At 60.5% G+C, this 26,978-nt stretch carries 24 protein-coding genes; 15 read left to right on the plus strand and 9 right to left on the minus strand.

Features of this window, described 5'->3' with window-relative positions; genetic code table 11:
* Window positions 1-5: 5 nt before the first annotated feature.
* From K0H47_RS22540 to K0H47_RS22550, 3 genes are all read left to right on the plus strand, one after another.
* Window positions 6-1,091: a 5-(carboxyamino)imidazole ribonucleotide synthase gene (locus K0H47_RS22540; protein WP_017476761.1), complete on the plus strand. Its 1,086-nt coding sequence runs from the start codon at window positions 6-8 to the stop codon at window positions 1,089-1,091.
* Between the two features lie 104 nt (window positions 1,092-1,195).
* The gene (locus K0H47_RS22545) at window positions 1,196-1,441 is read left to right on the plus strand and encodes a GlsB/YeaQ/YmgE family stress response membrane protein (RefSeq protein WP_003213408.1); all 246 of its coding nucleotides are present in this window, start codon (window positions 1,196-1,198) and stop codon (window positions 1,439-1,441) included.
* Window positions 1,442-1,519: 78 nt separating this feature from the next.
* On the plus strand, window positions 1,520-2,053 hold the full coding sequence (locus tag K0H47_RS22550) for a DUF3299 domain-containing protein (RefSeq protein WP_023659290.1): 534 nt from the start codon (window positions 1,520-1,522) through the stop codon (window positions 2,051-2,053).
* A 120-nt stretch (window positions 2,054-2,173) separates the two neighbouring features.
* Here K0H47_RS22550 and K0H47_RS22555 read toward each other — a convergent pair whose 3' ends face one another.
* Both K0H47_RS22555 and K0H47_RS22560 read right to left on the minus strand, forming a co-directional pair.
* Window positions 2,174-3,073 carry a D-hexose-6-phosphate mutarotase gene (locus K0H47_RS22555; protein ID WP_219273689.1) on the minus strand — a complete coding sequence of 300 codons (900 nt, stop codon included), beginning with the start codon at window positions 3,071-3,073 and terminating at the stop codon, window positions 2,174-2,176.
* Between the two features lie 58 nt (window positions 3,074-3,131).
* Window positions 3,132-3,536 carry an acyl-CoA thioesterase gene (locus tag K0H47_RS22560; protein ID WP_003176975.1) on the minus strand — a complete coding sequence of 135 codons (405 nt, stop codon included), beginning with the start codon at window positions 3,534-3,536 and terminating at the stop codon, window positions 3,132-3,134.
* Window positions 3,537-3,992: 456 nt separating this feature from the next.
* On the opposite strand from K0H47_RS22560, the gene K0H47_RS22565 reads away from it, so the two are divergent.
* The 8 genes from K0H47_RS22565 to K0H47_RS22600 all read left to right on the plus strand — a co-directional run bounded on the left by K0H47_RS22565 (window position 3,993) and on the right by K0H47_RS22600 (window position 14,339).
* Window positions 3,993-5,282 carry an MFS transporter gene (locus K0H47_RS22565; protein ID WP_063033811.1) on the plus strand — a complete coding sequence of 430 codons (1,290 nt, stop codon included), beginning with the start codon at window positions 3,993-3,995 and terminating at the stop codon, window positions 5,280-5,282.
* A gap of 330 nt (window positions 5,283-5,612) precedes the next feature.
* The gene (locus tag K0H47_RS22570) at window positions 5,613-6,602 is read left to right on the plus strand and encodes a phosphate ABC transporter substrate-binding protein PstS (protein WP_003213401.1); all 990 of its coding nucleotides are present in this window, start codon (window positions 5,613-5,615) and stop codon (window positions 6,600-6,602) included.
* Between the two features lie 430 nt (window positions 6,603-7,032).
* Entirely contained in the window at window positions 7,033-9,066 is a 2,034-nt protein-coding gene (locus tag K0H47_RS22575) for an ABC transporter permease subunit (protein WP_371103569.1), read from the plus strand.
* Window positions 9,067-9,081: 15 nt separating this feature from the next.
* Window positions 9,082-10,752 (plus strand): phosphate ABC transporter permease PstA, encoded by a 1,671-nt coding sequence (gene pstA / locus K0H47_RS22580; RefSeq protein ID WP_017476755.1) that lies wholly within the window; start codon window positions 9,082-9,084, stop codon window positions 10,750-10,752.
* Window positions 10,753-10,927: 175 nt separating this feature from the next.
* The gene (pstB, locus tag K0H47_RS22585; RefSeq protein ID WP_017476754.1) at window positions 10,928-11,761 is read left to right on the plus strand and encodes a phosphate ABC transporter ATP-binding protein PstB; all 834 of its coding nucleotides are present in this window, start codon (window positions 10,928-10,930) and stop codon (window positions 11,759-11,761) included.
* A 72-nt stretch (window positions 11,762-11,833) separates the two neighbouring features.
* Entirely contained in the window at window positions 11,834-12,595 is a 762-nt protein-coding gene (phoU, locus tag K0H47_RS22590) for a phosphate signaling complex protein PhoU (protein ID WP_063033814.1), read from the plus strand.
* Window positions 12,596-12,719: 124 nt separating this feature from the next.
* On the plus strand, window positions 12,720-13,619 hold the full coding sequence (locus tag K0H47_RS22595) for a response regulator (protein ID WP_201140741.1): 900 nt from the start codon (window positions 12,720-12,722) through the stop codon (window positions 13,617-13,619).
* Window positions 13,620-13,688: 69 nt separating this feature from the next.
* Window positions 13,689-14,339, plus strand: coding sequence for a M23 family metallopeptidase (locus K0H47_RS22600; protein ID WP_093203613.1), 651 nt, complete (start codon window positions 13,689-13,691; stop codon window positions 14,337-14,339).
* Window positions 14,340-14,342: 3 nt separating this feature from the next.
* On the opposite strand, the gene K0H47_RS22605 is transcribed toward K0H47_RS22600, so the two are convergent.
* The 3 genes from K0H47_RS22605 to phoB all read right to left on the minus strand — a co-directional run bounded on the left by K0H47_RS22605 (window position 14,343) and on the right by phoB (window position 17,863).
* Window positions 14,343-15,683, minus strand: coding sequence for a hemolysin family protein (locus K0H47_RS22605; RefSeq protein ID WP_003213385.1), 1,341 nt, complete (start codon window positions 15,681-15,683; stop codon window positions 14,343-14,345).
* 124 nt (window positions 15,684-15,807) lie between these two features.
* Window positions 15,808-17,130, minus strand: a complete 1,323-nt coding sequence (gene phoR, locus K0H47_RS22610; protein ID WP_219273691.1) for a phosphate regulon sensor histidine kinase PhoR — start codon at window positions 17,128-17,130, stop codon at window positions 15,808-15,810.
* 43 nt (window positions 17,131-17,173) lie between these two features.
* A complete protein-coding gene (gene phoB, locus K0H47_RS22615; protein ID WP_003195617.1) occupies window positions 17,174-17,863 on the minus strand; it encodes a phosphate regulon transcriptional regulator PhoB in 690 nt (229 codons plus the stop codon).
* 152 nt (window positions 17,864-18,015) lie between these two features.
* On the opposite strand from phoB, the gene K0H47_RS22620 reads away from it, so the two are divergent.
* Window positions 18,016-18,396 carry a hypothetical protein gene (locus tag K0H47_RS22620; RefSeq protein ID WP_063033818.1) on the plus strand — a complete coding sequence of 127 codons (381 nt, stop codon included), beginning with the start codon at window positions 18,016-18,018 and terminating at the stop codon, window positions 18,394-18,396.
* A gap of 32 nt (window positions 18,397-18,428) precedes the next feature.
* Here K0H47_RS22620 and ubiA read toward each other — a convergent pair whose 3' ends face one another.
* Together ubiA and K0H47_RS22630 are read right to left on the minus strand one after the other, a co-directional pair.
* On the minus strand, window positions 18,429-19,319 hold the full coding sequence (gene ubiA, locus K0H47_RS22625; RefSeq protein WP_063033819.1) for a 4-hydroxybenzoate octaprenyltransferase: 891 nt from the start codon (window positions 19,317-19,319) through the stop codon (window positions 18,429-18,431).
* Complete coding sequence (locus K0H47_RS22630) at window positions 19,319-19,882, minus strand: chorismate lyase (protein WP_219273693.1); 564 nt, start codon at window positions 19,880-19,882, stop codon at window positions 19,319-19,321. Before K0H47_RS22630 ends, ubiA begins: the two co-directional genes overlap by 1 nt.
* Window positions 19,883-20,078: 196 nt before the next feature.
* Between K0H47_RS22630 and K0H47_RS22635 the strand changes: the two genes are divergently transcribed.
* From K0H47_RS22635 to K0H47_RS22645, 3 genes are all read left to right on the plus strand, one after another.
* The gene (locus K0H47_RS22635) at window positions 20,079-20,246 is read left to right on the plus strand and encodes a rubredoxin (RefSeq protein WP_017476746.1); all 168 of its coding nucleotides are present in this window, start codon (window positions 20,079-20,081) and stop codon (window positions 20,244-20,246) included.
* Window positions 20,247-20,294: 48 nt separating this feature from the next.
* Window positions 20,295-21,443, plus strand: coding sequence for an NAD(P)/FAD-dependent oxidoreductase (locus K0H47_RS22640; RefSeq protein WP_063033821.1), 1,149 nt, complete (start codon window positions 20,295-20,297; stop codon window positions 21,441-21,443).
* A gap of 191 nt (window positions 21,444-21,634) precedes the next feature.
* A complete protein-coding gene (locus K0H47_RS22645; protein ID WP_003213368.1) occupies window positions 21,635-21,910 on the plus strand; it encodes an HU family DNA-binding protein in 276 nt (91 codons plus the stop codon).
* An 82-nt stretch (window positions 21,911-21,992) separates the two neighbouring features.
* Here K0H47_RS22645 and K0H47_RS22650 read toward each other — a convergent pair whose 3' ends face one another.
* Both K0H47_RS22650 and K0H47_RS22655 read right to left on the minus strand, forming a co-directional pair.
* Window positions 21,993-22,562 carry a hypothetical protein gene (locus K0H47_RS22650; RefSeq protein ID WP_063033822.1) on the minus strand — a complete coding sequence of 190 codons (570 nt, stop codon included), beginning with the start codon at window positions 22,560-22,562 and terminating at the stop codon, window positions 21,993-21,995.
* Window positions 22,563-22,575: 13 nt separating this feature from the next.
* Window positions 22,576-26,970: an RHS repeat-associated core domain-containing protein gene (locus tag K0H47_RS22655; protein ID WP_063033823.1), complete on the minus strand. Its 4,395-nt coding sequence runs from the start codon at window positions 26,968-26,970 to the stop codon at window positions 22,576-22,578.
* Window positions 26,971-26,978: the final 8 nt, after the last annotated feature.

Genomic DNA, 26,978 nt, shown 5'->3' on the forward strand with positions numbered 1-26,978 from the left:
TGACGATGAAAATCGGTGTAATCGGTGGCGGCCAACTGGGCCGCATGCTGGCCCTGGCGGGTACGCCGCTGGGGATGAACTTCGCTTTCCTGGACCCGGCGCCGGACGCCTGCGCGGCTGCGCTGGGTGAACACCTGCGGGCTGACTACAGCGACCCGGATCACCTGCGCCAACTGGCCGATGAAGTCGACCTGGTGACCTTCGAGTTCGAAAGTGTCCCGGCTGAAACCGTGGCCTTCCTGTCGCAGTTCGTGCCGGTGTATCCGAGCGCCGAAGCCTTGCGCATCGCTCGTGACCGCTGGTTCGAGAAGAGCATGTTCAAGGACCTGGGCATCCCGACGCCGGCCTTCGCCGACATCCAGTCCCAGGCCGACCTGGACGCTGCAGTCGCCTCCATCGGCTTGCCGGCTGTGCTGAAGACCCGCACCCTGGGTTATGACGGTAAGGGCCAGAAAGTCCTGCGCACCGCCGCCGATGTGGTCGGTACCTTCGCCGAGCTGGGCAGCGTCGCCTGCCTGCTGGAAGGCTTCGTGCCGTTCACCGGTGAAGTCTCGCTGATCGCCGTGCGTGCCCGTGATGGCGAAACCCGTTTCTACCCGCTGGTACACAACACCCACGACAGCGGCATCCTCAAGCTGTCCGTGGCCAGCACCGACCACCCGCTGCAAGCCCTGGCCGAAGATTATTCGAGCCGTGTGCTCAAGCAACTGGATTACGTCGGCGTGATGGCGTTCGAGTTCTTTGAAGTTGACGGTGGCCTCAAGGCCAACGAAATCGCCCCGCGCGTGCACAACTCCGGGCACTGGACCACCGAAGGCGCCGAGTGCAGCCAGTTCGAAAACCACCTGCGGGCGGTGGCGGGCTTGCCGTTAGGCTCGACGGCCAAGGTCGGTGAGAGCGCCATGCTCAACTTCATCGGCGTGGTGCCGCCGGTTGATCGCGTGATCGCGATTGATGACTGCCATCTGCATCACTACGGCAAGGCGTTCAAGGCCGGGCGCAAGGTCGGCCACGCCAACCTGCGCTGCAAGGACCGCGCGACGCTGCAAGCGCAGATCCTCAAGGTCGAAGCGCTGATCGCCGAGCAATAACCCAAGGCCGGGCGGGAACCATTGGTACCCGCCACCCTCTGATTGCAGGAAGCCAAAGTCTGACTAGGCTTTGACTTAGCTCACTTCAATCAGAGGGAAATGCCATGGGTATCATTGGAACCATCTTTATCGGTTTGATCGTCGGCCTGCTGGCGCGTTTCCTGAAACCAGGCGACGACAGCATGGGCTGGATCATGACCATCCTGCTGGGTATCGCCGGTTCGCTGGTTGCGACCTATGGTGGCCAGGCACTGGGCATCTATCAGGCGGGCCAAGGCGCAGGCTTCATTGGTGCGCTGGTGGGTGCCGTGGTGTTGCTGGTGATCTACGGTTTGCTGAAAAAGAAGTAATTTAGCGACCAAGCCCTCTGCGCTGCGCAGGCGCAGAGGGCTAGAATGCCGGCACTGTAATCCTTGCCGAGCTTCTCCATGCGCCGTCTCCTGTTATCCCTTCTTCTATGCACCGGGTTGGCCCACGCTGGCGAACTGCCGGAAACCGACTGGCTGGAACTGATGCCCAAGTCGGACCAGAAAGCCCTCGAAGAAATGCCGGAAATCGATCACAACTCCCCGGAAGCCCAAGGCACCTTCACCGCAAAGGGTGGCCTGAAGCAAAGCAAGGGGTTGCCGGCGGTGATGTATTCCACCAAGACTGTGGCTGCCATGAACGGCAAGAACATCCGCATCGGCGGCTACCCCGTGCCGCTTGAAACCGACGCGAAGGGCCGCAGTACGCTGTTCTTCCTGGTGCCTTACCCGGGCGCCTGCATCCACGTGCCGCCACCGCCGCCCAACCAGTTGGTGCTGGTGCGTTACCCCAAGGGTTTGAAGCTGGATGACATCTACACGCCGCTGTGGGTGACGGGCACGCTGAAGGTGGAAAAGGTCAACAATGACCTGGCCGATGCGGCGTATGCGCTGGATGCGGGGAAAGTACGGGCGGTCAAAGAGTCGGATCTCTGATCTGACGCAGAACCTAATGTGGGAGCGGGCTTGCTCGCGAAAGTGGTGTGTCAGTCAGCACATGTATTGACTGACACGGCGCATTCGCGAGCAAGCCCGCTCCCACATTTTTGATTGGGTTTACAGGGCAATACCGGCGATGCTCACGCCCAGGGTATGGCTCTCACCCGGCGCCAGTGTCACCACATCGTCCAGCACGTTCGCCGTCTCGATGCACAGCATCCCCTGCCAGCCGTCGTCGGCCATGTCGCTGAAAGCCTTGGCGCGGTCGGTCCACGGGTTCCAGATCACCGTCGAGCGCGAGCCTGTGCTGGTGAGTTGGACGCGGCGCTGCCAGTCTTTATCGACGATGTTCAGTTGCGCTGGCGTGTCGAGGTAGATGCGGTCGGTCTCGGCGGTGAAGTGCAGGAGCCCGGATTGCTGCTTGTGGGTCCAACCGTCGGCGGTGTCGATATAGGTTCGCCCGTCCAGGCCGTCGACCTGCACGTTGCGTACATCGCTGACGGCAAAGTAGCTGTGCAGTGCCTGGCTGAGGCTGACGGTCTCGGTACCACGGTTATGGCTGGTCAGGCGGATGTGCAGTTGATCATCCAGCAGGATGCTCATCTTCAGGTCAACTAGATGCGGCCAACCCGGGAAGCCGCCTTCAGGCACCGGCAGTTCCAGTTCAACCCGCAACGCCGTGCTTTCAGCTTCCACGCCAGCCAGCGTCCAGTCCGCGGTCCGTACGAAACCATGCGCCCCAGCCGGCTCGTCACCCTGGTACATCGCCTTGACGCTTTGCGGGTTGCGGTCGAACACGCCAAACCATGGCCAGCACACCGGCACGCCGGTACGAATGCCTTTGCCTTTCTTGTACACCACCTGATCGTTGGGCCAGATGATTGGCTTCTCGCCAGCGCGCTGGTAGCTGACGATATGCGCGCCTTGCTGGGCTACCACCAATTCGGCGCCGTTATGGCGGATGCGCCACGCGTTCAGCTCATCCAGTTTTACGGTTTCAACGTTGGGCGTAGACATAGGCGCGCGCTCTCAATGGCAGACAATGGGGCAATGGACCGTCAAAACGTCGCGATGTTTAACGCGCCCGTGACGGAACCGACCGGGTGCGACCGCTGCCATCAATGGCAACGAACACAAACACCGCCTCGGTGACTTTGCGCCATTCGCTGGACAGCGGGTCGTCGCTCCACACTTCGACCATCATCTGGATCGAGCTGCGGCCGATTTCCAGGGCCTGGGTATAGAAGGACAACTGCGCGCCGACGGCCACCGGCACCAGGAATGCCATGCGATCAATCGCCACGGTCGCGACGCGGCCACCGGCAACCTTGCTCGCCATGGCGGTGCCGGCCAGGTCCATCTGCGCGACCAGCCAGCCGCCGAAGATGTCGCCGAAACCGTTGGTTTCACGCGGGAGTGCGGTAATTTGCAGGGCGAGATCGCCTTGCGGGATAGGATCTTCTTGTTCGAGTTCGATCATGCCGGTGCCTCTGACCCGTGACGCTTTATGGGTATTTCAAGTGGATAGCCGTCTCTGGAAAAACGTTTCAGCACCAACATACACCGCTCGATGCGTTTCTCGTAAGGCGTACTAAAGGGAAACTCTGCCAAATCGGCTGGCGGGCAGCCAACGGCGTTTTGGCACAGCAGCCCCTCAAGGATGCGGGTCTGGCGCTTGCAATGGGCGAGTATATCGAGCCGTCGGCGCCACGACGACCTCCCGGCGCTCATTTGGTCGGTAAATAGAGGCTGTATCGCGGCTTTTTCCGGCAACTGTGCTCCTGCTCATGCTAATTGCGCTTCTGCTACGGGAATATTTCGCTTATCTGAACTGTTAACGGCCCAACGCTGTGCTTTTTCAAGCGATTTGCTATCTTGCCAAGCCTGCCGCAAGTCCCGGGCTTGCCGTCCTGACTACTATAAGAGAAGCCTTGCCATGTCCTCCGTGCCCGCAAGCAGTGCGCAACCCTCGCGCCCGCTGACCCGCAACGACTACAAAACCCTGTCGCTGTCTGCCTTGGGCGGGGCGCTGGAATTCTACGACTTCATCATTTTCGTGTTTTTCGCCACAGTGGTCGGGAAACTGTTTTTCCCTGCCGAGATGCCCGAATGGCTGCGCATGATGCAGACCTTCGGCATCTTCGCCGCCGGCTACCTGGCGCGCCCGCTGGGCGGGATCATCATGGCGCACTTCGGCGACCTGCTGGGGCGCAAGAAGATGTTCACCCTGAGCATCTTCATGATGGCCGTGCCGACCCTGATCATGGGCCTGCTGCCGACCTACGCGCAGATCGGCCTGTGGGCGCCGATCCTGTTGCTGCTGATGCGCGTGATCCAGGGCGCGGCGATTGGCGGTGAAGTGCCAGGCGCGTGGGTGTTTGTTTCCGAACATGTGCCACCCCGTCACATCGGTTATGCCTGTGGCACCCTGACCAGCGGCCTGACGGCGGGCATTCTGTTGGGTTCGCTGGTGGCCACTGCCATCAACACCCTTTATAGCCCGGAGCAGGTGTCGGATTACGCCTGGCGGATTCCGTTCCTGCTGGGTGGTGTGTTCGGCCTGTTGTCGGTGTACCTGCGTCGCTGGCTGCACGAAACGCCGATCTTCGCCGAGATGCAGCAGCGCAAGACCCTGGCGGCCGAGCTGCCATTGCGCGCCGTGTTGCGTGACCACCGTGGGGCCATCGTGTTGTCGATGCTGCTGACCTGGTTACTCTCGGCCGGTGTGGTCGTCGTTATCCTGATGACGCCGACCGTGCTGCAAACGGTCTACCACTTCAGCCCTACGGTGGCGCTGCAGGCCAATAGCCTGGCCATCGTCACCCTGAGCCTGGGGTGTATTGCCTCCGGGGCCCTGGCCGATCGATTCGGTGCCGGGCGTGTGCTGATCATCGGTTGCGCGCTGTTGCTGGCAACTTCCTGGACGCTCTATCACAGCCTGATGGCGCACCCGGATTGGCTGTTCCCGTTGTACGCCTTGACCGGCCTGTTTGTAGGCACCATCGGTGTGGTGCCCTATGTCATGGTGAAAGCGTTCCCGCCAGTGGTGCGTTTCAGTGGTTTGTCGTTTTCCTACAACGTCGCCTATGCCGTATTCGGTGGCCTGACACCCTTGGCGGTGTCGCTGCTGATGAAGGAAAGCCCGATGGGTCCTGCTTACTACGTGGCTGTCCTGTGCGTGATGGGGATGGCCGTGGGTGGGTACCTGTGGAAGCGTGGGCGCTGACACGTTTTTTGAAAACTGACGGATAACCTTGTGGCGAGGGAGCTTGCTCCCGTTGAACTGCGCAGCAGTTCCATTTTGGGGGCCGCTACTCGACCCAACGGGAGCTAGCTCCCTCGCCACAGATTTTGCCTTACAACGATTACAGATTGTTTCCACGAAATCGCTCCAGCCTCCTCGCAAGCCCCGGATTTATTGACGTTTCTCCTTCCTGTCAGCTTTTTCATAAATGCTGGCCTTTCATCTAATTGTCATATTCCAGACATAGAGTGTTCACACGGCCTACCGATACTTGGCCCCGATCCAACTATCCCTATCTGCTAGGAGCAAGGCATGAAACTGAAACGTTTGATGGCGGCAATGACTTTTGTCGCTGCTGGCGTTGCGACCGCTAACGCGGTAGCCGCTGGTGTTGACCCGGCAATTCCGGCTTACGTGAAGACCACTGGTGTGTCGGGCAACCTGTCCAGCGTTGGTTCCGATACCCTGGCAAACCTGATGACCCTGTGGGCTGAGGGTTACAAAAAGGAATACCCGAACGTCAACATCCAGATTCAGGCCGCCGGCTCCGCCACTGCACCTCCTGCGCTGACTGAAGGCACCTCCAACCTGGGCCCGATGAGCCGCAAGATGAAGGACACCGAACTGGCTGCCTTCGAGCAGAAGTACGGCTACAAGCCAACCGCTATCCCGGTTGCCGTGGATGCCCTGGCCGTGTTCGTGCACAAGGACAACCCGATCCAGCACCTGACCATGGAACAAGTCGACGCGATCTTCTCCTCGACTCGTCTGTGCGGCGCCAAAGCTGACGTCAAGACCTGGGGCGACCTGGGCGTGACCGGCGACCTGGCCAACAAGCCAGTGCAACTGTTCGGTCGTAACTCGGTATCCGGCACCTACGGCTACTTCAAGGAAGAAGCCCTGTGCAAGGGCGACTACAAACCTAACGTGAACGAACAACCTGGTTCGGCGTCGGTTGTGCAGTCCATCAGCTCCTCGCTGAACGGTATCGGTTACTCGGGCATTGGTTACAAAACCGCCAGCGTGAAGACCGTGGCCCTGGCCAAGAAAGGCAGCACTGACTTCATCGAAGACAGCGAAGAAAACGCCCTGAACGGCAAATACCCGCTGTCGCGCTTCCTCTACGTCTACGTCAACAAAGCCCCGAACAAGCCTCTGGCCCCGCTGGAAGCTGAGTTCGTGAAGCTGGTTCTGTCCAAACAGGGCCAGGAAGTTGTAGTGAAAGACGGCTACATCCCGCTGCCAGCCAAAGTTGCCGCCAAGGCACTGGCTGACCTGGGCCTGAAAGAAGGTGGCAAATAAGCCTCCGGTAAACCTGCCTTGAACCGGGGTTTACCCACGGTTCAAGGCCTGGGCGGGGTCTGTAAGACCTGGGCCTCGCCTCCCATTTTTTAATCCGCTGCCAGCCCTGCTACGCGGCGGATTTCTTGCGTCACTGCATTGTCATCTTTCTGTCATACAGGATCGCTAGGGTGTGCGCATGAATGATCTGGCCAATTCCACCATGACGACGACTTCTCCCCCCAAGCGCATTGATTTCAATACGCCTGAACTGCAACGCAAGCGCCGTATGCGCGCGCTCAAGGATCGCCTGACCCGCTGGTATGTGCTGATTGGCGGCCTCGCCGTCCTGGGCGCGATCACCTTGATCTTCTTCTTCCTCGCCTATGTGGTCGCTCCGCTGTTTCACGGCGCCAACCTGACCAAGGAAGACGCCCTGGCGCCTGCCTGGCTGCAGGACGCCGGCAAACCGCTGATGATCTCCATGGAAGAACAGAACCAGGTCGCCATGCGGGTTTCCGACAAAGGCCAGGCGCTGTTCTTCAACGTTGACACGGGGGCTGAACTCAAGCGCGTTGACCTGCCGTTGCCGGCGGGTGTGACAGTCGCCTCTATTGGTGAAGATCAGCCTGGCAGCCCGCTGGTGATCCTCGGCCTGTCCAACGGCCAGTCCCTGGTGTTCCGCCACACTTATAAAGTGTCGTACCCGGACGGCAAGAAGACCATCTCCCCAGCCGTCGAATACCCTTACGGCGAAACGCCGATCGTCCTCGACGAACAAGGCCGCTCCCTTGAGCACGTCGCCTTGAACGCGACCGACTCGACGCTGGTGGTGGCCGGTTCCAGTGGTGCCCATCTGAACGTGCTGTCCATCAGCCGTGAAGAAAACATGATGACCGAGGAAGTCACCACCGAGCAGAAGCGCATTGAACTGCCGCAAATGACCGAGCCGGTGAAAGCCATCTTCGTTGATCCACGCCAGCAGTGGCTGTACGTGATCAACGGCCGCGCCCAGGCCGACGTTTTCAGCCTGCGGGACAAGAGCCTCAACGGTCGCTACAAGTTGTTGGACGACGGCGTGGCGCAAGTCACGGCCAGCACCCAATTGGTGGGCGGCATCTCGCTGATCATCGGTAACTCCAGCGGTGGCCTGGCGCAGTGGTTCATGGCCCGCGACCCGGACGGCGAACAACGCCTGAAGCAGATCCGTACCTTCCAGATGGGCACTGCGCCTATCGTTGAAATCACCGCTGAAGAACGTCGCAAAGGCTTCACCGCCCTCGACGCTTCCGGCAAGTTCGGCGTGTTCCACAGCACCGCCCACCGCACGTTGCTGGTGGACCAAGTGGTCGATGGCACCGGTATCTTCGGCATGTCGCCACGGGCCAACCGGGTGATCGTCGAAGCCGGTGGCAAGCTGCAACCGCTGCTGCTGGACAACCCGCACCCGGAAGTTTCCTGGAGCGCGCTGTGGAGCAAGGTCTGGTACGAAAACTACGACGAGCCTAAATACGTCTGGCAATCGACCGCCGCCAACACCGACTTCGAACCCAAGATGAGCCTGGCGCCCCTGACCTTCGGTACCCTGAAGGCCGCGTTCTACGCCATGCTGCTGGCGGCGCCACTGGCCGTCGCCGCTGCGATCTACACCGCCTACTTCATGGCTCCGAGCCTGCGCCGCAAGGTCAAGCCGGTGATCGAGTTGATGGAAGCGATGCCGACGGTGATCCTCGGCTTCTTCGCCGGCCTGTTCCTGGCGCCGTATGTCGAAGGGCATTTGCCGGGGATTTTCAGCCTGCTGATGCTGCTGCCGATTGGCATCCTGGTGGCCGGCTTCATCTTCAGCCGCCTGCCTGAGTCGATCCGCCTGCGGGTCCCGGATGGCTGGGAAAGCGCAATCCTGATCCCGGTGATCCTGTTTGTGGGCTGGCTCTCGCTGTACATGAGCCCGTACCTGGAAACCTGGTTCTTCGGTGGCGACATGCGCATGTGGATCTCCCACGACCTGGGCATCACCTACGACCAGCGCAACGCCCTGGTAGTCGGCCTGGCCATGGGTTTTGCGGTCATCCCGAACATCTACTCCATCGCCGAAGACGCCGTATTCAGCGTGCCGCGCGGCCTGACCCTGGGCTCCCTGGCCCTGGGCGCCACGCCATGGCAGACCATGACCCGCGTGGTGATCCTGACTGCCAGCCCGGGCATCTTCTCGGCGCTGATGATCGGCATGGGCCGCGCGGTCGGTGAAACCATGATCGTGCTGATGGCCACAGGTAACACGCCGGTGATGGAGATGAACCTGTTTGAAGGCCTGCGCACCCTGGCGGCCAACGTCGCGGTGGAAATGCCCGAATCGGAAGTGGGCGGCAGCCACTACCGCGTGCTGTTCCTCTCGGCGCTGGTGCTGCTGCTGTTCACCTTCATCATGAACACCCTCGCCGAGCTGATTCGTCAGCGTCTGCGCAAGAAATACTCGTCGCTTTAAGAAAGGTAGAAGTCTGTGAAACAGAACTCCCTGAATGGATGGTTCAAGAGCGGCGCCCCGGGCGTCTGGATCAGCGGTGGCGCGGTGTCCATCGCGGTCATCATGACCATTGGTTTGCTGGCCGTGATTGCCGTGCGTGGCCTGGGCCACTTCTGGCCGGCCGACCTGATCCAGGCCAGCTACAACGTGCCGGGCCAGGAAAATCACATCGTTGTCGGCGAAGTGGTGCAGAAAGAGGAAGTGCCTCGCGAGCGCCTGAAAAGCGCTGGCCTGCCGGTGCCGGACCAAGGCCCGGAGTTCATGACTCGCGAGCTGATCAAGGTCGGCAACCGTGACCTGAACGGCAACGACTTCACCTGGATCGTCGGCGAGTGGCTGACCAACCAGACCAAGCCGGTCGAACTGATGGCCATCGAGCGTCGTGAGTGGGGCAACTTCTACGGCACCCTGGTCAACGTCAAGCAGGACGGCAAGGTCATCGCTGAAGGCGAAGCGGCCTGGCCGGAACTGCAAGCCCGTGTGGACCGCGTCAACAAGCTCGCGGCCCAGCTCAAGACCCTTGAGAAGTCCGACATCGGCGCCATCAACGCTGGCCTCGAACGCATCCGCCTGCACGGTCGCAAGCTGGAGCTGGAAGGCAAGCTGGACGCCACCGCCCAGGCCGACATGGACAGCGGCCGCGCCGAACTGAACAACCGCTACAAAGACATCGAAGCCCGCCTGGCGGACCTGCACACCCAGTTCAACCGCGACAGCCTCACCGCCCGCGATGCCAACGGCAAAGAAATCGAAATCGGCATCGGCAAGGTGGTGCATGCCTACCAGCCGAACGCCATGGGTTACATGACCAAGGTCGGCTTCTACTTCAGCAAGGTCTGGGAATTCCTCAGCGACGACCCGCGGGAAGCGAACACCGAAGGCGGGATTTTCCCGGCGATCTTCGGCACCGTGATGATGACCCTGATCATGGCGATGATCGTGACCCCGTTCGGCGTGCTGGCGGCGGTGTACCTGCGTGAATACGCCAAGCAGAACACCCTGACGCGGATCATCCGTATCGCTGTGAACAACCTGGCCGGTGTACCCGCCATCGTTTACGGCGTATTCGGCCTCGGCTTCTTTGTGTACGTACTGGGCGGCTCGGTCGACCGGCTGTTCTTCGCCGAAGCCTTGCCGGCACCGACCTTCGGTACGCCTGGCCTGCTCTGGGCGTCCCTGACCCTGGCGCTGCTGGCGGTACCCGTGGTGATCGTGGCCACCGAAGAAGGCCTGGCGCGGATCCCTCGCACCGTACGTGAAGGTTCTTTGGCACTGGGGGCGACCAAGGCGGAAACGCTGTGGAAGATCGTCCTGCCGATGGCCAGCCCGGCGATGATGACCGGCATGATCCTCGCCGTGGCCCGCGCCGCCGGTGAAGTGGCGCCGCTGATGCTGGTGGGTGTGGTGAAACTGGCGCCGTCGCTGCCGGTGGACGGCAACTACCCGTACCTGCACCTGGACCAGAAGATCATGCACTTGGGCTTCCATATCTATGACGTCGGCTTCCAGAGCCCCAACGTCGAGGCCGCGCGGCCGCTGGTGTACGCCACCGCGCTGCTGCTGGTGCTGGTGATCGCCACGCTCAACTTGTCGGCGGTGTGGATTCGTAACCACCTGCGCGAGAAGTACAAGGCGCTGGACAGTTAAGCGGGCACCTGTGGGAGCTGGCTTGCCTGCGATGCCGGCGACTCGGTTGAACAGGTACACCGCGGTGATGCCATCGCAGGCAAGCCAGCTCCCACAGGGTTAGCGGTAGACACAGATTTTGAGTAAGCCGCCCCGGCGGTTCAACGAAACGAATTGGTAGCACAGGGAGCATCCCATGCAACATGAAACCCATTCCCACGGCATCAACATGTCAGCCCTGGGTCGCGACAAGCAGAGCCTGAGCCTGGCCCAGGAAACCGTGGCCATCGAAGTCCCTGGCCTGAGCCTTTACTACGGTGACAAGCAGGCGCTGTATGACGTCAGCATGAACATCCCGAAGCAGCGCGTGACCGCCTTCATCGGTCCGTCCGGTTGCGGCAAGTCGACCCTGCTGCGCACCTTCAACCGGATGAACGATCTGGTGGACGGCTGCCGCGTCGAGGGCGCGATCAACCTCTACGGCACCAACATCTACCGCAAGGGCGAAGACGTGGCCGAGCTGCGTCGCCGGGTGGGCATGGTGTTCCAGAAGCCCAACCCGTTCCCCAAGACCATCTATGAAAACGTGGTCTACGGCCTGCGTATCCAGGGCATCAACAAGAAGCGCATCCTCGACGAAGCTGTTGAGTGGGCATTGAAAGGCGCGGCACTGTGGGACGAGGTCAAGGACCGCCTGCACGAGTCGGCCCTCGGTTTGTCCGGCGGCCAGCAGCAACGTCTGGTGATCGCCCGTACCATCGCCGTGGAGCCGGAAGTACTGCTGCTCGACGAACCCTGCTCGGCACTCGACCCCATCTCCACGCTGAAAGTCGAAGAGCTGATCTACGAACTGAAATCCAAGTTCACCATCGTCATCGTGACCCACAACATGCAACAGGCAGCGCGGGTTTCCGACTACACCGCGTTCATGTACATGGGCAAACTGGTGGAATTTGGTGACACCGATACCCTGTTCACCAACCCGGCGAAGAAGCAGACCGAAGACTACATCACCGGTCGCTATGGCTAGCAGGTAGCGGGTTGCTCACTGAACTGATGCTGCGGTCGACCGCACCTTACTGGACGTTCCAAGGACGCCAACATGATTAGCAAAGAAGGCCTTACCCATCACATCTCCGCGCAGTTCAACGCCGAGCTTGAGGAAGTGCGCAGCCACCTCCTGGCCATGGGCGGTCTGGTGGAGAAGCAAGTCAACGACGCGGTTACTGCGCTGATCGAGGCCGACTCCGGCCTGGCTCAGCAAGTGCGCGAGATCGATGACCAGATCAACCAGATGGAACGCAACATCGACGAGGAATGCCTGCGCATCCTGGCCCGCCGTCAGCCGGCGGCGTCCGACTTGCGTTTGATCATCAGCATTTCCAAGTCGGTGATCGACCTGGAGCGTATCGGCGATGAAGCCACCAAGATCGCTCGCCGCGCCATCCAGTTGTGTGAGGAAGGCGAAGCGCCGCGCGGTTACGTGGAAGTGCGCCACATCGGTGACCAGGTGCGCAACATGGTTCGCGACGCCCTTGACGCGTTTGCCCGCTTCGACGCCGAGCTGGCGTTGTCGGTGGCCCAGTACGACAAGATTATCGACCGCGAATACAAGACCGCCCTGCGCGAGCTGGCGACTTACATGATGGAAGACCCGCGTTCTATCTCGCGGGTATTGAGCATCATCTGGGTGCTGCGCTCGCTGGAGCGCATCGGCGACCACGCGCGCAATATCTCGGAACTGGTGATCTACCTGGTCCGTGGTACCGACGTGCGGCACATGGGCCTCAAGCGCATGAAAGCAGAAGTTGAAGGCACAACCGATCAAATCCCTAATGTTCCGGGCGTTCCTGACGATAAGTAAGATTGCCCGAGAAATAAACGCCCGGCCTTTGGTCGGGCGTTTTCGTTTGTGGCGTTGGAATTTTTGGCAAAACGCCATCAGCGAAGCGTTATGCTTGCCGGGGTTTTTATAGGATGAAGGGTCGATGAGCAAAGTCAGTGTATTGGTGGTGGATGACGCCTCGTTTATTCGCGACCTGGTGAAGAAGTGCCTGCGTAACTACTTTCCGGGAATCAAGATCGAAGACGCGGTGAACGGCAAAAAGGCCCAGGCCATCCTGATGCGCGAAACCTTCGACATGGTGTTGTGCGACTGGGAAATGCCGGAAATGTCCGGCCTGGAACTGTTGACCTGGTGCCGTGAGCAGCCTCATCTCAAAGCCATGCCGTTTGTCATGGTGACCAGCCGTGGCGACAAGGAAAACGTGGTGCAGGCGATCCAGGCCGGGGTTTCCGGCTACGTCAGCAAGCCCTTCACCAACGAGCAGTTGCTAAACAAGGTCAAGCAGGCACTGAACAAGATCGGCCGCCTCGACGCGCTGATCGCCAGCGCGCCGACCAAGATGAACTCGGCGTTCGGCAACGACTCCCTGAGCGCCCTCACCGGCGGCAAGCCTGAAGCGCTCAAGCCGGCTCCGGTGGCCGCACCGAGCAAAGGCCTGCTCAACAGCCAGCCGGTGCAGGCTGCTGCGGCAGCGTCGCCAGCCGGTGGTCGTGGCCAGGGCCAGCTGCGCCTGTCCAGTGGCACCCAGCAATGTGTGATCAAAGCCCTGAGCATCAAGGAGGCGCTGCTGGTGGTGCGTCGCGGTGAAATCCTGCCTCAGGTACTGGAAAGCGCCGTGCTCGACCTGGAGCAGGGCGAAAACGCCGAGGTGGCCCGTCTTAACGGCTACCTGCACGCTGTTGTCGCCTACGAACCCAAGCCTGACAGTGACTGGCTGCAACTGACCTTCCGGTTTATCGACCAGGATGCGCAGAAGCTCGACTACATCTCGCGGCTGATCGCCCGCGGGACAGCACAGAAGCATTTTGTGCCGGGTGCGTGATAGGCCCACATAGCACTGTCATGATCCCTTGTTAGCCTGCCATTCAGTCGTCCCTGGCAGGCCAACCCGATGCTCGTGCGCTCACTGCTGTTCTGTGGACTGTTCGCCGTCGTCATGCCGGCGATGTCCATGACCCTCTACAAATCCATCGACGCTGACGGCGCTGTGGTCTTCAGCGACCGATACACGCCCGGAGCGCAGGCGTTTGTGTATCAGGAGCGGGTGATTCCCAAGCCTGTATTCCCTCTGCAGCCCGCATCCTATCGCTATCCATTACCCTGGCGCGGCGGGCCGTTCCGTCTCACCCAAGGCCCCAACGGCACCTTCAGCCACTCCGAGCTCAAAAGCCGCTATGCGATGGACATTGCCATGCCCGAAGGCACGCCGATCATTGCGGCACGCGCAGGTGTGGTGCTGAAAACCGAGAACACCCAATCCGGGCGCGGCAGCGATCCATCGGGCAATTTCGTGCGGGTACAGCACGATGACGGCACGCAGGGTGTGTACCTGCACCTCAAGCAAGGTTCGGTCAGCGTCAGGGAAGGGCAGCGAGTAGCGGTAGGCAGCCCGCTGGCACTGTCGGGCAATACCGGCAACAGCAGCGGGCCGCATCTGCATTTTGTGGTGCAGCGCACGACGGCGTCGGGGCTGGTGTCGATTCCCTATGAATTCAACCAGCCGGTGCAGGCGTTGCCCAACTTTGCGCTGGGCACGCGGTAAGGCTTAATCCAGCAACAGCACCTTGGCCAACACGATCTTCGGCCCTTTCATCTTCTTGATGATGATGCGCAGGCCTTCGACTTCCAGCACTTCTTCCTCTTCCGGCACCCGTTTCAGGGTGTCGTAGATCAGCCCGGCGAGGGTTTCGGCCTCGATGTGATCCAGGTCTACGCCCAACAGGCGCTCCACCTTGAACAGCGGCGTATCGCCACGCACCAGCAATTTGCCCGGCTGGTAAGCGAGGATGCCGCGCTCGGCCTTGCGGTGTTCGTCCTGGATGTCGCCTACCAGCACTTCCAGCACGTCTTCCATGGTCAGGTAGCCGATGACCTTGCCGTCGGCTTCTTCCACCAGGGCGAAGTGCGCGCCGCCTTTACGGAACTGTTCGAGCAGTTGCGACAGCGGCATGTGGCGCGATACGCGCTCCAGCGGGCGCGTCAGCTCGGCCAGGTTGAACGACTCGGGAATGTGGTCCAGGGCCGCCAGTTCCAGCAGCAGGTCCTTGATGTGCAGCAGGCCGACGAACTCGTTGCGCACGGCGTCGTACACCGGGTAGCGGCTGAACTTGTGGCGACGGAACAGCGCCAGGATTTCCTTGAGCGGAGCGTTGAAGTCCAGGGTTACCAGGTCTTCCCGGGAGTTGGCCCAGTCCACCACTTCCAGTTCACCCATTTCCACGGCGGAGGCCAGCACGCGCATGCCTTGGTCGCTCGGGTCCTGGCCACGGCTGGAGTGCAGGATCAGTTTCAGTTCTTCACGGCTGTAATGGTGCTCGTGGTGCGGGCCAGGCTCGCCTTGGCCGGCGATGCGCAGGATGGCGTTGGCACTGGCGTTGAGCAGGTAGATCGCCGGGTACATGGCCCAGTAGAACAGGTACAGCGGCACGGCGGTCCACAGCGACAGCAACTCAGGCTTGCGAATGGCCCAGGACTTGGGCGCCAGTTCACCGACCACGATGTGCAGGTAAGAGATGACGAAGAAGGCGGCAAAGAACGACACGCCCTTGATCACTTCCGGCGATTGCACGCCGATCGCGCCCAGCAACGGCTCGAGGATGTGCGCAAAGGCCGGTTCACCGACCCAGCCCAGGCCCAGGGAGGCGAGGGTGATACCCAGCTGGCAGGCCGACAGATACGCGTCGAGCTGGCTGTGTACGGTGCGCAGGATCTGCCCGCGCCAGCCGTTCTTGTGGGCGATGGCCTCGACCCGGGTCGAGCGCAGTTTGACCATGGCAAATTCCGCCGCAACGAAAAAGCCGTTGAGCAGTACCAGGATCAGTGCAAAAAGAATCATGCCGAAGTCGGCGAAGAGTGTCGCGAGGGTGATGCCAGGGGAAGGGTCCATGATGGGGTTTTGCGGGTTCCGTCTAATCAAAAAGGGTGAGCAGGTGGGCCTGAAAGGCAGGCGCAAGTCCGCCAATGTAGCGGCTGACGGGGCGCTTGCCTAGTGGCGGCTGCCGGGTGGAGGGTTACTCGTCCTGATGAATGACCCGTGAGCGTGTCATCTGTGCCGGCGGGAAATGGCAGGTAAAGGTACTGCCATGGCCCAACACACTGCTGATTTCCAGTCGCGCGCGATGGCGCAGCAACACATGCTTGACGATGGCCAGGCCGAGCCCGGTGCCGCCGGTGTTGGAGTTGCGGCTGGAGTCGACACGGTAGAAGCGCTCGGTGAGGCGCGGCAAGTGCTTGGCGTCGATGCCCATTCCGGAGTCCTGCACGCTGAGGTGCGCGCCCTGGTCATCGGCCCACCAGCGGATGCGGATGTTGCCTTTGTCCTGGGTGTATTTGACGGCGTTGAACACCAGGTTGGAAAACGCGCTGCGCAACTCGCCCTCACTGCCTTTGAGCAGGATCGACGGGTCGGCTTCGAGGGTAATTTGCTGTTCACGCTGCCCGGACAATGCCTGGGCGTCGCTCTTGATGGTCTGCAACAGGCTTTGCACCGGTACCGGGTGGTTGTCCGAGGGGTAATCGGTGGCTTCCAGCTTGGCCAGTAACAGCAGGTCGTTGAGCAGGGTTTGCATGCGCGAGCCTTGCTGCTGCATCTGTTGCAGGGCGCGGGTCCAGCGCGGGTTCACGTCTTCAACGTTATCGAGCAGCGTTTCAAGATAACCGCAGATCACCGTCAGCGGCGTGCGCAGCTCGTGGGAGACGTTGGCGACGAAATCCTTGCGCATCTGTTCCAGCTGATGGATGCGCGTGACATCACGCACCAACATCAAATGTTCGTTATTGCCGTAGCGCGTCAGGTACAGCTGGATACGCACGCGGTCGTTGGTCGGTGACGGGATTTCCAGGGCTTCTTCGTAGTTGTCCTGCTCGAAGTATTCCTTGAAGCGTGGGTGGCGCACCAGGTTGGTCACCGGCTGGCCGCTGTCCTGGGGCGTCTTGAGGCCCAGCAGGGTTTCTGCGGCGCGGTTCCACCATTCCAGGTTGCCGTCGCTGTCGAGCATGATGACGGCGTCTTTCAGCGCGGCCGTGGACTCCTGCACCCGATCGATCACCGCTTGCAGGCGCCCGCGTACGCGTTGGTCGCGGCGCTGCAGATGGTAGATGCTGTCGAACACCTCGCACCACAGGCCGTAACCGTCGGGTGGTGCTTCATCAGGTTTGTGCTGGCGCAGCCACTCGTGAAGGCGCAGCAATTGCTTGAGGGTCCAGCCCAGGTAGACGCCCAGGCCGACGGCCAGGCTCCAGCCGTAATAGCCGCTGACCAGGCCCACCAGCAGGCAGCCAGTGATCAACAGGAGCATGTGGCGGATCAGGGTGCCATACCAGTTTTGATTCACTTGAACACGCGTCCTTTCAGCTGTCTGTGCAGTTCAGTCTGGCTCAGCCTTTGGTTGAAAACCGGTAGCCGGTGCCGCGCACGGTTTGTACCAGATTCTCGTAAGCGTCGCCCAAGGCTTTGCGCAGGCGGCGGATATGCACGTCGACGGTGCGCTCCTCGACATACACGTTGCCGCCCCAGACCTGGTCCAGCAGTTGGCCGCGGGTGTAGGCGCGCTCCTGATGGGTCATGAAGAATTGCAGCAGGCGGTATTCCGTGGGGCCCATCTCGGCGGGTTTGCCGTCGATGGTCACACGGTGGCTGATAGGGTCCAGAATCAGGCCGTCGACTTCGATAGGCGCTTCGCCATCGGTTGGGCCTGCACGGCGCAGAACGGCTTTCAGACGGGCGACCAGTTCCCGTGGGGAAAAGGGCTTGGTGATGTAGTCATCGGCGCCGACTTCCAGGCCCTGGATCTTGTTGTCCTCTTCGCCCTTGGCGGTGAGCATGATGATCGGGATATCCCCGGTCAGCTCGTCACGCTTGAGGCGGCGGGCCAGCTCGATGCCGGAGGTGCCGGGCAGCATCCAGTCCAGCAGGATCAGGTCCGGCTTGCGGTCGACGATAATGGCATGGGCCTGCTGGGAGTTCTCCGCCTCCAGGCAGTCATAGCCGGCCATTTCCAACGCAACGGCGATCATCTCGCGAATGGGCGCTTCGTCGTCAACGATCAGAATGCTCCTGCCAACCATGCTAAATCCTCTTGTCATTTAACTGTCTTGCGCCGCATTAGATAACGGAATTATTGCAGTCGTGTGACAGTAATTTAGCCGCTTGGGCAATCCTTGCCTCTCTGGACTACGCTTTGGGTCCGAATCCTGACAACCACAAAAGGAAGGTTCCCATGACTCACAGTACTTTTTCCTGGAAAGCCCTGCTGGTAACGGCCGCGTTAACGCTGCCGACACTGGCGTTTGCGGCAGACCCGGCGATGACCAAGGACGGGATGCTGGTGGACCACAAAGGCATGACCCTCTACACCTTTGCCAAGGACGCTGATGGCAAATCCATGTGCAACGACAAGTGCGCCGCCAATTGGCCGCCATTGATGGCGGAATCCACCGACAAGCCCATGGGCAAGTGGACCGTCATCACCCGTGACGACCAGAAAAGCCAGTGGGCCTACAGCGGCAAACCGCTCTACACCTTCGTCATGGACAAGAAGGCCGGTGACATGACCGGCGAGGGCAAAATGGACGGGGCCTGGAAGGTCGCCAAGCCCTGAGTCAACCCGCTAGCGGTGAGGGGCGTGGCCCTTCACCGAAACCCATAGTCCGCCACAATCCCGACAAAAATCGCCAACCCGGCCCAGTGGTTGTGCAAAAACGCCTTGAAGCATTTGAGGCGGTCCTTGTCCCGGGTGTACCAGAACTCCCATGCAAAACACCCGGCCGCCGCCAGCAAACCGAGGTGGAACCAGCCCCCCAGCTCAAAACGCATGCCCGCCAGCCACAGGCAAACCAGTGCCAGGCTCTGCAACGTCAGGATGATCACCCGGTCTGCATCGCCAAACAGAATGGCGGTGGATTTGACCCCGATTTTCAGGTCATCGTCACGATCGGTCATGGCGTAATAGGTGTCGTACCCCACCGTCCATAACAGGTTGGCGATGTATAACAGCCATGCTGCGGCTGGCAGGCTGCCCGTCTCGGCGGTGAACGCCATCGGCATGCCCCAGGAAAACGCCGCGCCCAATACCACCTGCGGGTAGTAGGTGTAGCGCTTCATGAACGGATAACTGGCCGCCAACGCAAGGCCGCCCAGGGACAGCCAGATCGTCATGGAATTGGTCAGCAATACCAGCAGGAAGCTGATGAACATCAGCACCGCGAAGAACACCAGCGCCTCTTTCGAGCTGATCTTGCCGCTCACCAGCGGCCGCTGTTCGGTGCGCTTCACGTGACCATCGACCTTGCGATCAGCCCAGTCATTGATGACGCAACCACCGGCCCGGGTGAGTATCACGCCGAGCACGAAGATCGCGATATTGAGCAGCGATGGCGAACCCTTGCCGGCAATCCACAGCGCCCACAGCGTGGGCCACAGCAGCAGATAGATGCCGATGGGCTTGTCCATGCGGGTCAACTGGATGAAGTCCCAGGCCCTCGGGTTCAAGCGATTCAGGGATTTGAGCAGGCGCTGGTACATCAGAAACGCTCCGGATGGTCGTGCACGGCTTGCCACAGGGTCGGCAGGAAGATTTCAGCCACCAGCACGCTCAGCGGCCCGCGATCAAAGCGCGAGCGGCGCGCCCACAGGTCATCGACCTGGTCCGCCACGGGCAGCCATTCCCGTGGGTAGCGGCACACCTCGATGGCCTGGCGAGTGAAGGCGTGGTCACAAAACAGCAACTCCCCCAACGACCGGCTGCCCAACTCGTCCATGTGCAAGCCGTCGCCTTGCAAGGCGCTGCGGGCGGCCACGCTGCGGGCAAACACCCACGGCTGGCCATGGCCACGCAAATGCACCTCGCGCACCCAGCCGATGCTGGCGGCGGGCAAGTCCAGAGTGGCGCATTCGTCGTCACGCAGCGGTTGCCAGCCTTCGAACAGCGGCGTCACGCTGAAGCCATCGTTGGACAGGCGCGTCAGGCGCCGGGTCAGCGAACCTTCATCGAACAGCCAGTTGAGTGTCAGCGGCGCGGGCAGTGGGCTCAGAAGGCTCTGGGTCAGCCATCGGCAAGCATCGGAAAGGGCGTTTGAATGCGGCACGGAGGGTCATTATTGGCAGTTAATGAGGCGGCGAGCTTACCATGGAGCCCTGGACTTTTGCCGGAGCGCGCCAGGCCCATGCGTCGATCATGCTTGCATCTGCGCCTGCTGATCAGTACAAAACGCCCTGAGCCGCACGGCAAGGCTGGATCCATCGACCGTCGGCCAGTACGCCTGGACCCTGAGGAAGCGAGTAATGAAGAAGTGGCAATGTATCGTCTGTGGCTTGATCTACGACGAAAAAGACGGATGGCCGGATGACGGCATCGCCCCGGGCACCCTGTGGCAGGACGTCCCCGAAGACTGGCTGTGCCCGGACTGCGGCGTGGGCAAAATGGATTTCGAAATGATCGAAATCGGCTGATTGCTGATTTAAGACGCCATTAAAGAACCGTACTACAAGGAGAAAGGAATGAACGCACCTGTCGTGATCGTCGGCACGGGTTTGGCCGGTTACAACCTGGCTCGGGAGTTTCGCAAACTCGATAGCGAAACCCCGCTGTTGCTGATCACCGCAGATGACGGGCGCTCCTACTCCAAGCCCATGCTCTCCACCGGCTTTGGCAAGAACAAGGAAGCCGACGGCCTGAGCATGGCTGAACCGGGCGCCATGGCCGAGCAACTGAAGGCCGAAGTGCGCACCCATACCCGTATCAGCGGCATCGATCCGGGCCACAAGCGCTTGTGGATCGGTGAGGAAGCGGTGATCTACCGCGACCTGATCCTGGCCTGGGGCGCAGAAACTGTGCGGGTGCCGGTACAGGGCGACGCTGCCGACCTGATTTTCCCGATCAACGACCTTGAAGACTACGCACGCTTTCGTGCCGCTGCGGCCGGTAAGCGCCGGGTGCTGCTGCTGGGCGCCGGGCTGATCGGCTGCGAGTTCGCCAACGACCTGATCCTCGGCGGCTACGAGATCGACCTGGTGGCGCCGTGCGAGCAAGTCATGCCGACGCTGCTGCACCCGGCGGCGGCTGCGGCGGTGCAGGCCGGCCTTGAAGGCCTGGGGGCGCGTTTCCACCTGGGCCCGGTGCTCAATCGCCTGCAACGCACCGCTGACGGCCTGGAAGCCCACCTGTCTGATGGCGAAGTGATCCAGTGTGACCTGGTGGTGTCTGCCATCGGCCTGCGCCCGCGTGTCGATCTGGCCGCCGCTGCCGGCTTGCAGACCAACCGCGGGATTATGGTGGACCGCCACCTCAAGACCTCCCACGCCAACATCTACGCCCTGGGCGACTGCGCCGAGGTCGATGGCCTGAACCTGCTGTACGTGATGCCGCTGATGAGCTGCGCCCGCGCCCTGGCCCAGACCCTGGCGGGCAACGCGACGGCCGTCAGCTACGGCCCGATGCCGGTCACGGTAAAGACCCCGATCTGCCCACTGGTCGTCTCGCCCCCGCCACGGGGTACCGAAGGCGTGTGGAGCGTCGAAGGGCAGGGCGGCGACATCAAGGCCCTGTGCCGCGACGCCAGCGGCCGCCTGCTGGGTTACGCCCTAACCGGCACAGCCGTGATGGAGAAACTGGCCCTTAACAAAGAACTTCCGCCGCTACTGGCGTAAATGCTGGTCGTTCTGTCGGAATAAGCATCATTTTGACCGTAGAAAGGTCGCCATGAGACTGGCGCAGGCCCCGATGGCATGCCATCCTCACTCCCGTCTGCCGCAGAGTAGAGCCTGCGGCGCCTTGGGCGCTGCTCCGAAAGAGAGCAGCACGGACATAACAACAAAAAACCGTCAAAGAGGCTTCACTTATGCGTAAACCAGAACTCGCAGCCGCTATTGCTGAAAAAGCAGACCTGACCAAAGAACAGGCCAACCGCGTACTCAACGCCGTACTCGAAGAAATCACCGGCGCGCTGCATCGCAAGGACAGCGTCACCCTGGTGGGCTTCGGCACCTTCCTGCAGCGCCACCGCGGCGCCCGCACCGGCAAAAACCCGCAAACCGGCGAGCCGGTGAAAATCAAGGCGAGCAACACCGTTGCGTTCAAGCCAGGCAAGTCGCTTAAAGACAGCGTCAATCCGTAAGTAAAGAAGCCTGCGCTACGCACATGCGAGTGTGAGCGCGGGATAAAAAAATGGGCACGCCGACTGGGTCGGGTGCCCATTTTTATTTGTCGTCGAACAGTTCTTGCATGCTATGCGCTGCTTTATTTACACGTTCAAGTGCAACGTCGTTACCAACGCGCAAGTCCTCGGGTAACTCGAAGTGCCCCATACAGTCGTTCTCGTTCAGTGCATGGCGCAAATGAGCTATAACGCGGTAGATAATATGATCCATGCGCCAGCAGATAGAGGGTTCGACGCCGGAGAGTTGCTCAGGTGTTGCAGCTTGAATGTGGGCACCAATCCAGATTTTGGAGCCGAAGGCAAATTGGATGGACTCATAGTTGGAAGAAGTTTTTTTATAATCTGGATCGCTAAAGAGAATCTTCCAGCGCGGGATATCGGAAAAGCGCATGCTGCAGAAAATAGGTCTGAAGAGACGATGTGAAGTGTCTACTTCAGCGATAGAGCTGGGTATATGAGTATAAAACCGGGCGAACACCTCGACCAGATGGCCTAGCGCAGGTGGGATCAACTCAATATAACGGGCAATCACGAATCCCGGCGTCTCTGAAGCATCGACGGCAGGAATGTAGAAAAGATCGCCCGGTTTGGGTGACTTCAGGATCTTCATAGGGCGCTCTCCGTCATGAGCATGATTTGATTTTGCTGGGCTTGATGCCCAGCGCTTTGGCGGCGGCCCGATAGTGTTTGTAGTGGCTTTTTCCGCGTTTGTCCGTACGGTTTTTGTTAATAGGTTCGATCACGTTGTTCGGGAATTTACCCTTGGTTTTGTATTTTTCCCTATAAGCTTGTTCGTAACCTTTGGCTTGGCTGTAGGTCATCTTTCCGTCATGTCCTTCAAGCACTTCCAATCTAGCATTTCCGAGTCTTGTTGACCTTGCGTGCTGCCCTTCACGCGTCGCGGGCAGTTGTTCGGTATGGCCAATGTAGTAGGGTTTTTCTGCTCCGGGTTCGTAAAGCCCGTAAACATAGAATCCGGGCTTGTTCAGTGGGGTCGGTGCCCACCCCATCGGATCCAGCCAGGTGAGTGGGTTGTCTGCGTAGGCATAGAGATTGAGCCCACCTTGAAGGCCAATCGGGTCCGGCGTAGTAAACCGTCCCACATCCGGATCATAAAACCTGAACGTATTGAAATGCAGTCCGGTCTCCCTATCCAGGTATTGCCCCTGAAACCTTAGGTTCTGCTCCTCAATGTAATAAGGCTCGCGTACCTCTTCCAACGTATTGCCCCATACCCGATAAGTCGCCTGCCAAACGTTGTGCCCATCGGCCTCGGTCAGCTGTTCCGGCAGGCCATTCAGGTCATTGTGGTAGTAGCGAATCTTTTGCAGCGGTCCCATGCCGTCGATGCGGGCGAGCGGTTCGTAGCCGTTATCTTCGTAAACATAAAGGCTGGTCTGGCTGTGCTTGTGCTCCTGCAACAGGCGCAGGCCGTCCCACGTGAAGTGGGTTTCGCCTAGTGGGTACCCATCGCTGCCATGCTCGGTCTTTTCAATGCGACGGCCCAGGGGGTCATAGGTCATCCTGACCACGCTGCCGTTTTCATTGAGCACTTCAACCAATCGGCTTTCTGCGTCATAGGCGAAGCGCTGAACCCCTCGCTTGGCGCTACGTTTCTCGATCATCCGACCAAAGGCGTCGTAGCGGTAACGCTTGTCCTGATAGGTCAGCAGCTTGTTATGCACCACGAGCCCGGCACCCGGCTGCGGGCCATCCAGCAGGTTGGCTGCGGCGTCGTAGGCGAAGGTTTCGCGCTGGCCGTACAGGCTGTCCTGGCTGGCGATGATGCGGCCGGTGGCGTCGTAGTGCAGCAACTGACTGTGTTGCGCGGCGGGTTGCTGCTCAAGTTTGCCGATCAGGTTATCGGCGGGGTCGTACTCGAACCGCTTTTGCGCCGCCGCTGGCATTAACGATGGCTGACCTGTAAGGCGGCGTTGGCGTGAGCGTAGGCGGCCGCTGCGGTCGTATTCGCTGCGGGTACTAAGTTGGCCTTGGGTACGCAGCACTTCGCGGTGCAAGCGGTCTCGCTCGAAGTCGCTGATGGCCTGGCCGTCCAGGTTGACTTGGTGCAGATGGCCGCTGCCGTAATACAGGCGATTGAGCCAGCGACCGTCTGGTAGTTGGGTCTGGATCAGGTTGCCGAGTTCGTCGTAGTGGTGTTGCAGGTTGCCCGCCGAGCTCTGTTCTGCGAGCAACTGGCCGAGCGGATCGTAGGCGAAACCTAATGCCTGGGTGTTGCCTTGCAGGTCGGTGAAGGTGACGGCCGTGAGTTGGTCCACGGCATCGTAGCTGTACTCGGTGCGACCATCGTCTGTGGTTTTGGCCACCAATCGGCCGACCGCATCGCGCTCCATTTGATGGACGATAGGGGGCGGCGGTGCCTCGGGGACTAATGCCAGGCCACTGCCATAAGGCGCTGGAATGGCCGTCATCGCCGTGATGTTATCCAGCGTGTCGTAGTCGTAGCGTTTGGCACTGCCGTCGAGGTCCTGCTGTTCAACCAAGCGGTCGCCTGCATCCCACGCGAAGTGATAACGCTCGCCGTTCTCGTTGATCAGCGCCTGCAGTCGCCCGTAGCTGTCATATCCGAATTGCACCTGCCGACCATGAGTGTCGGTACGTTGGCGAATCTGGCCGCGGCGGTTGTGCTGGTAGAGCGTGGTATGCCCGGCCGGGTCGGTGTAACCCACCATTTGGCCGCTGGCGTTGCGTTGGTACTGTTGAGTTCGCCCATCTGGCAGGCGGGTTTCGAGCAAGCCTCCCCGGGCGTCGTAGCTGAATTGAGTTCGTTCACCAAGGGCGTCGGTGATGACCTGCAAATAGCCCCGCTCGTCGTAGCTGAAACGAGTTGGGTAACCCGAGCAATCTATATGCTCGACCAGTTGCCCGAATGGGCTCCAAAGCAGCTTTTTGCTTTTACCGGTGGCGTCGGTAATTTCCACGACCTGGCCGTGGTCGTCATAGCGGTAGCGAGTGACGTAGCCCAATGGATCAGTTTCGGCGATGCAGTTGCCGCGTGGGTCGTAGCGATACTGCCAGTTGTTGTCGGCGGCGTCGGTCTCCACCAGCGGCAACGCCCAATGCTCCAGCCACAACGTTGAATCGCTGCGGCCCAGCGGGTCGGTTTCGCCGATCAGGTTACCGACCTCATCGTAGCTGTATTCATAGCGGCCACCCTGCGGGTCAGTGGCGCTGAGCAACTGGCGTTCGTCGTTCCACTCGAACAGCCAGGTTTGGTCGAGGTTGTCGCTGTATCGGATGATCTGGTGCTGCGCGTTCCAATGCCGTGTGCTGACACGCTGCAAACCGTCGGTGATGCGTGTAGTACCGGTCTTCAAGTCATAGTCAAACTGGTAGGCGTCACCTTCATCGGTCCAGTGCCGGACTACGCGCCATTCCAAACCTTCAACCAAAGCCCATTCATAAAAGCAACGCAGCCCGGTGGACAGTTCATGCTCCACCATTCGCCGACCGCTGTCGTACCCGAAACGTCGCTGTATCTGCCCAGTGGCGTCGCGGACTTCAGCCAGATTGCCAGCCACGTCGTAGTCATAGCTGACCAGCACTTCACGGCGTTGATCGGGGTAGAGGCGTTCGATTCTCGTCAAGTTTCGCTGATGGCGGACCAGTTCGACTTGTACCAAATCGAACGTATCGCGCAGTCGGACCAAACAACCGGCTTCGTCGTAGTCAACGTGGATACGGTTGTCATTGCGGTCGCCGAGTTGGCTCAGACGTAGCAACGAGGCATTGGCGGGTGCAGGTTCGAAAAGGCGATATAGGCCGTCATCGCTCTCGATCAACAACTGCCCGTTGAGATGCCGCCGTACGACAAGCCCTTCACCTGCGCTGAACACCGCGCCGCCCAAGGGAATCGAGCCCATGTCGATAGGCCGGCCCTGTTCGTCGGTATACACCAACGTTTCGCCGCCTTCGAGGTGGGGCAGGATCTCGACACAGACTTCGTAGGGCACGCTCCATCCCCTGCCGAACAGGCTGTCTGGACGCTCATCACGGCTGTTGTAGAAGCGCTGCCAGTCAATTGGCAAAATGCCGGGCAGTACAAAATCCAAATCATCGCTACCGCCCAGCACTTTCGCGCCCGTTGCAGCATGTACTGGATTAGACGAGCCCATTGCCGCGTTGGCCAGCGCGCCCATCGCACTGCTGACGGCCATCGAAGTCGCCCCACCGATCAGCATGCAAGGCAGCTTGCTAAAGAACTTGCCCTTGCCGCCCTTGAGCATCAACAGTGCTGTCACTGCCAGTCCAACGCCCGGCGTCTTGCCGCTGCGAATTTCACGCACGACCACTGAGCCGCCGCCAATGGTCACGTTGGATGAGATTAGCCCGGACGACACCACCGTTGCATCACAGGTACTGCGGTCACCGCTGCGCACAGCTGGCTGACCGTTGACCGTAACTTTTTCCGAACCCTCGGCAAGAAACTGCGGCGGCATCGGCGGATGCTTCATGCACACCACCAAATCCAGCGGCTTGGGCACGGCGCCCGGCGCCGGCGTCGCGACGGTGGGCCGCCACATCTGCGAAAAGAAGCCTGCGGCCATGTCCAGATAACTGGCTTCCGGTTCGGGTTCCGGTTTGGTTTCTTCCAGCTCGGTGCCGGCTGGTGTGACATGGGAGCTGATCGCCCCGGCGGCGCGGGCAGCGGGGATATTATTGGTGAGAGTGTTGGTGGAACCCGTGAGAATGTTCGCCTGCACCGTGGGCGGAAACAGAGCATTGCTGAAGCTGTCGCATAAATTCGTTAAGCCTTTGTCCGCCCCGCTCTTGCTCATGGCGAGGCCGACAATCGTGCCCACTACCGCGCCCAGCAGAAAGCAGCCGAGCCCGCCGGTGGCGACGGTAATGCCGGTAGCGGCAACCACCGCGGCGGTCGCCACGGCAGTGATCGCGATATTGGCCGCTATTTCCAGCACACCGCCTAGGATGTCCGCCATCATCGAGGTGTGGGAAAGCGCATCGCCCATGCGGGCCGCCCATAGCGCGTCAGACATGCAGGTAA

Source organism: Pseudomonas sp. Xaverov 83 (assembly GCF_019352905.1).
GTDB classification, from domain to species: domain Bacteria; phylum Pseudomonadota; class Gammaproteobacteria; order Pseudomonadales; family Pseudomonadaceae; genus Aquipseudomonas; species Aquipseudomonas yamanorum.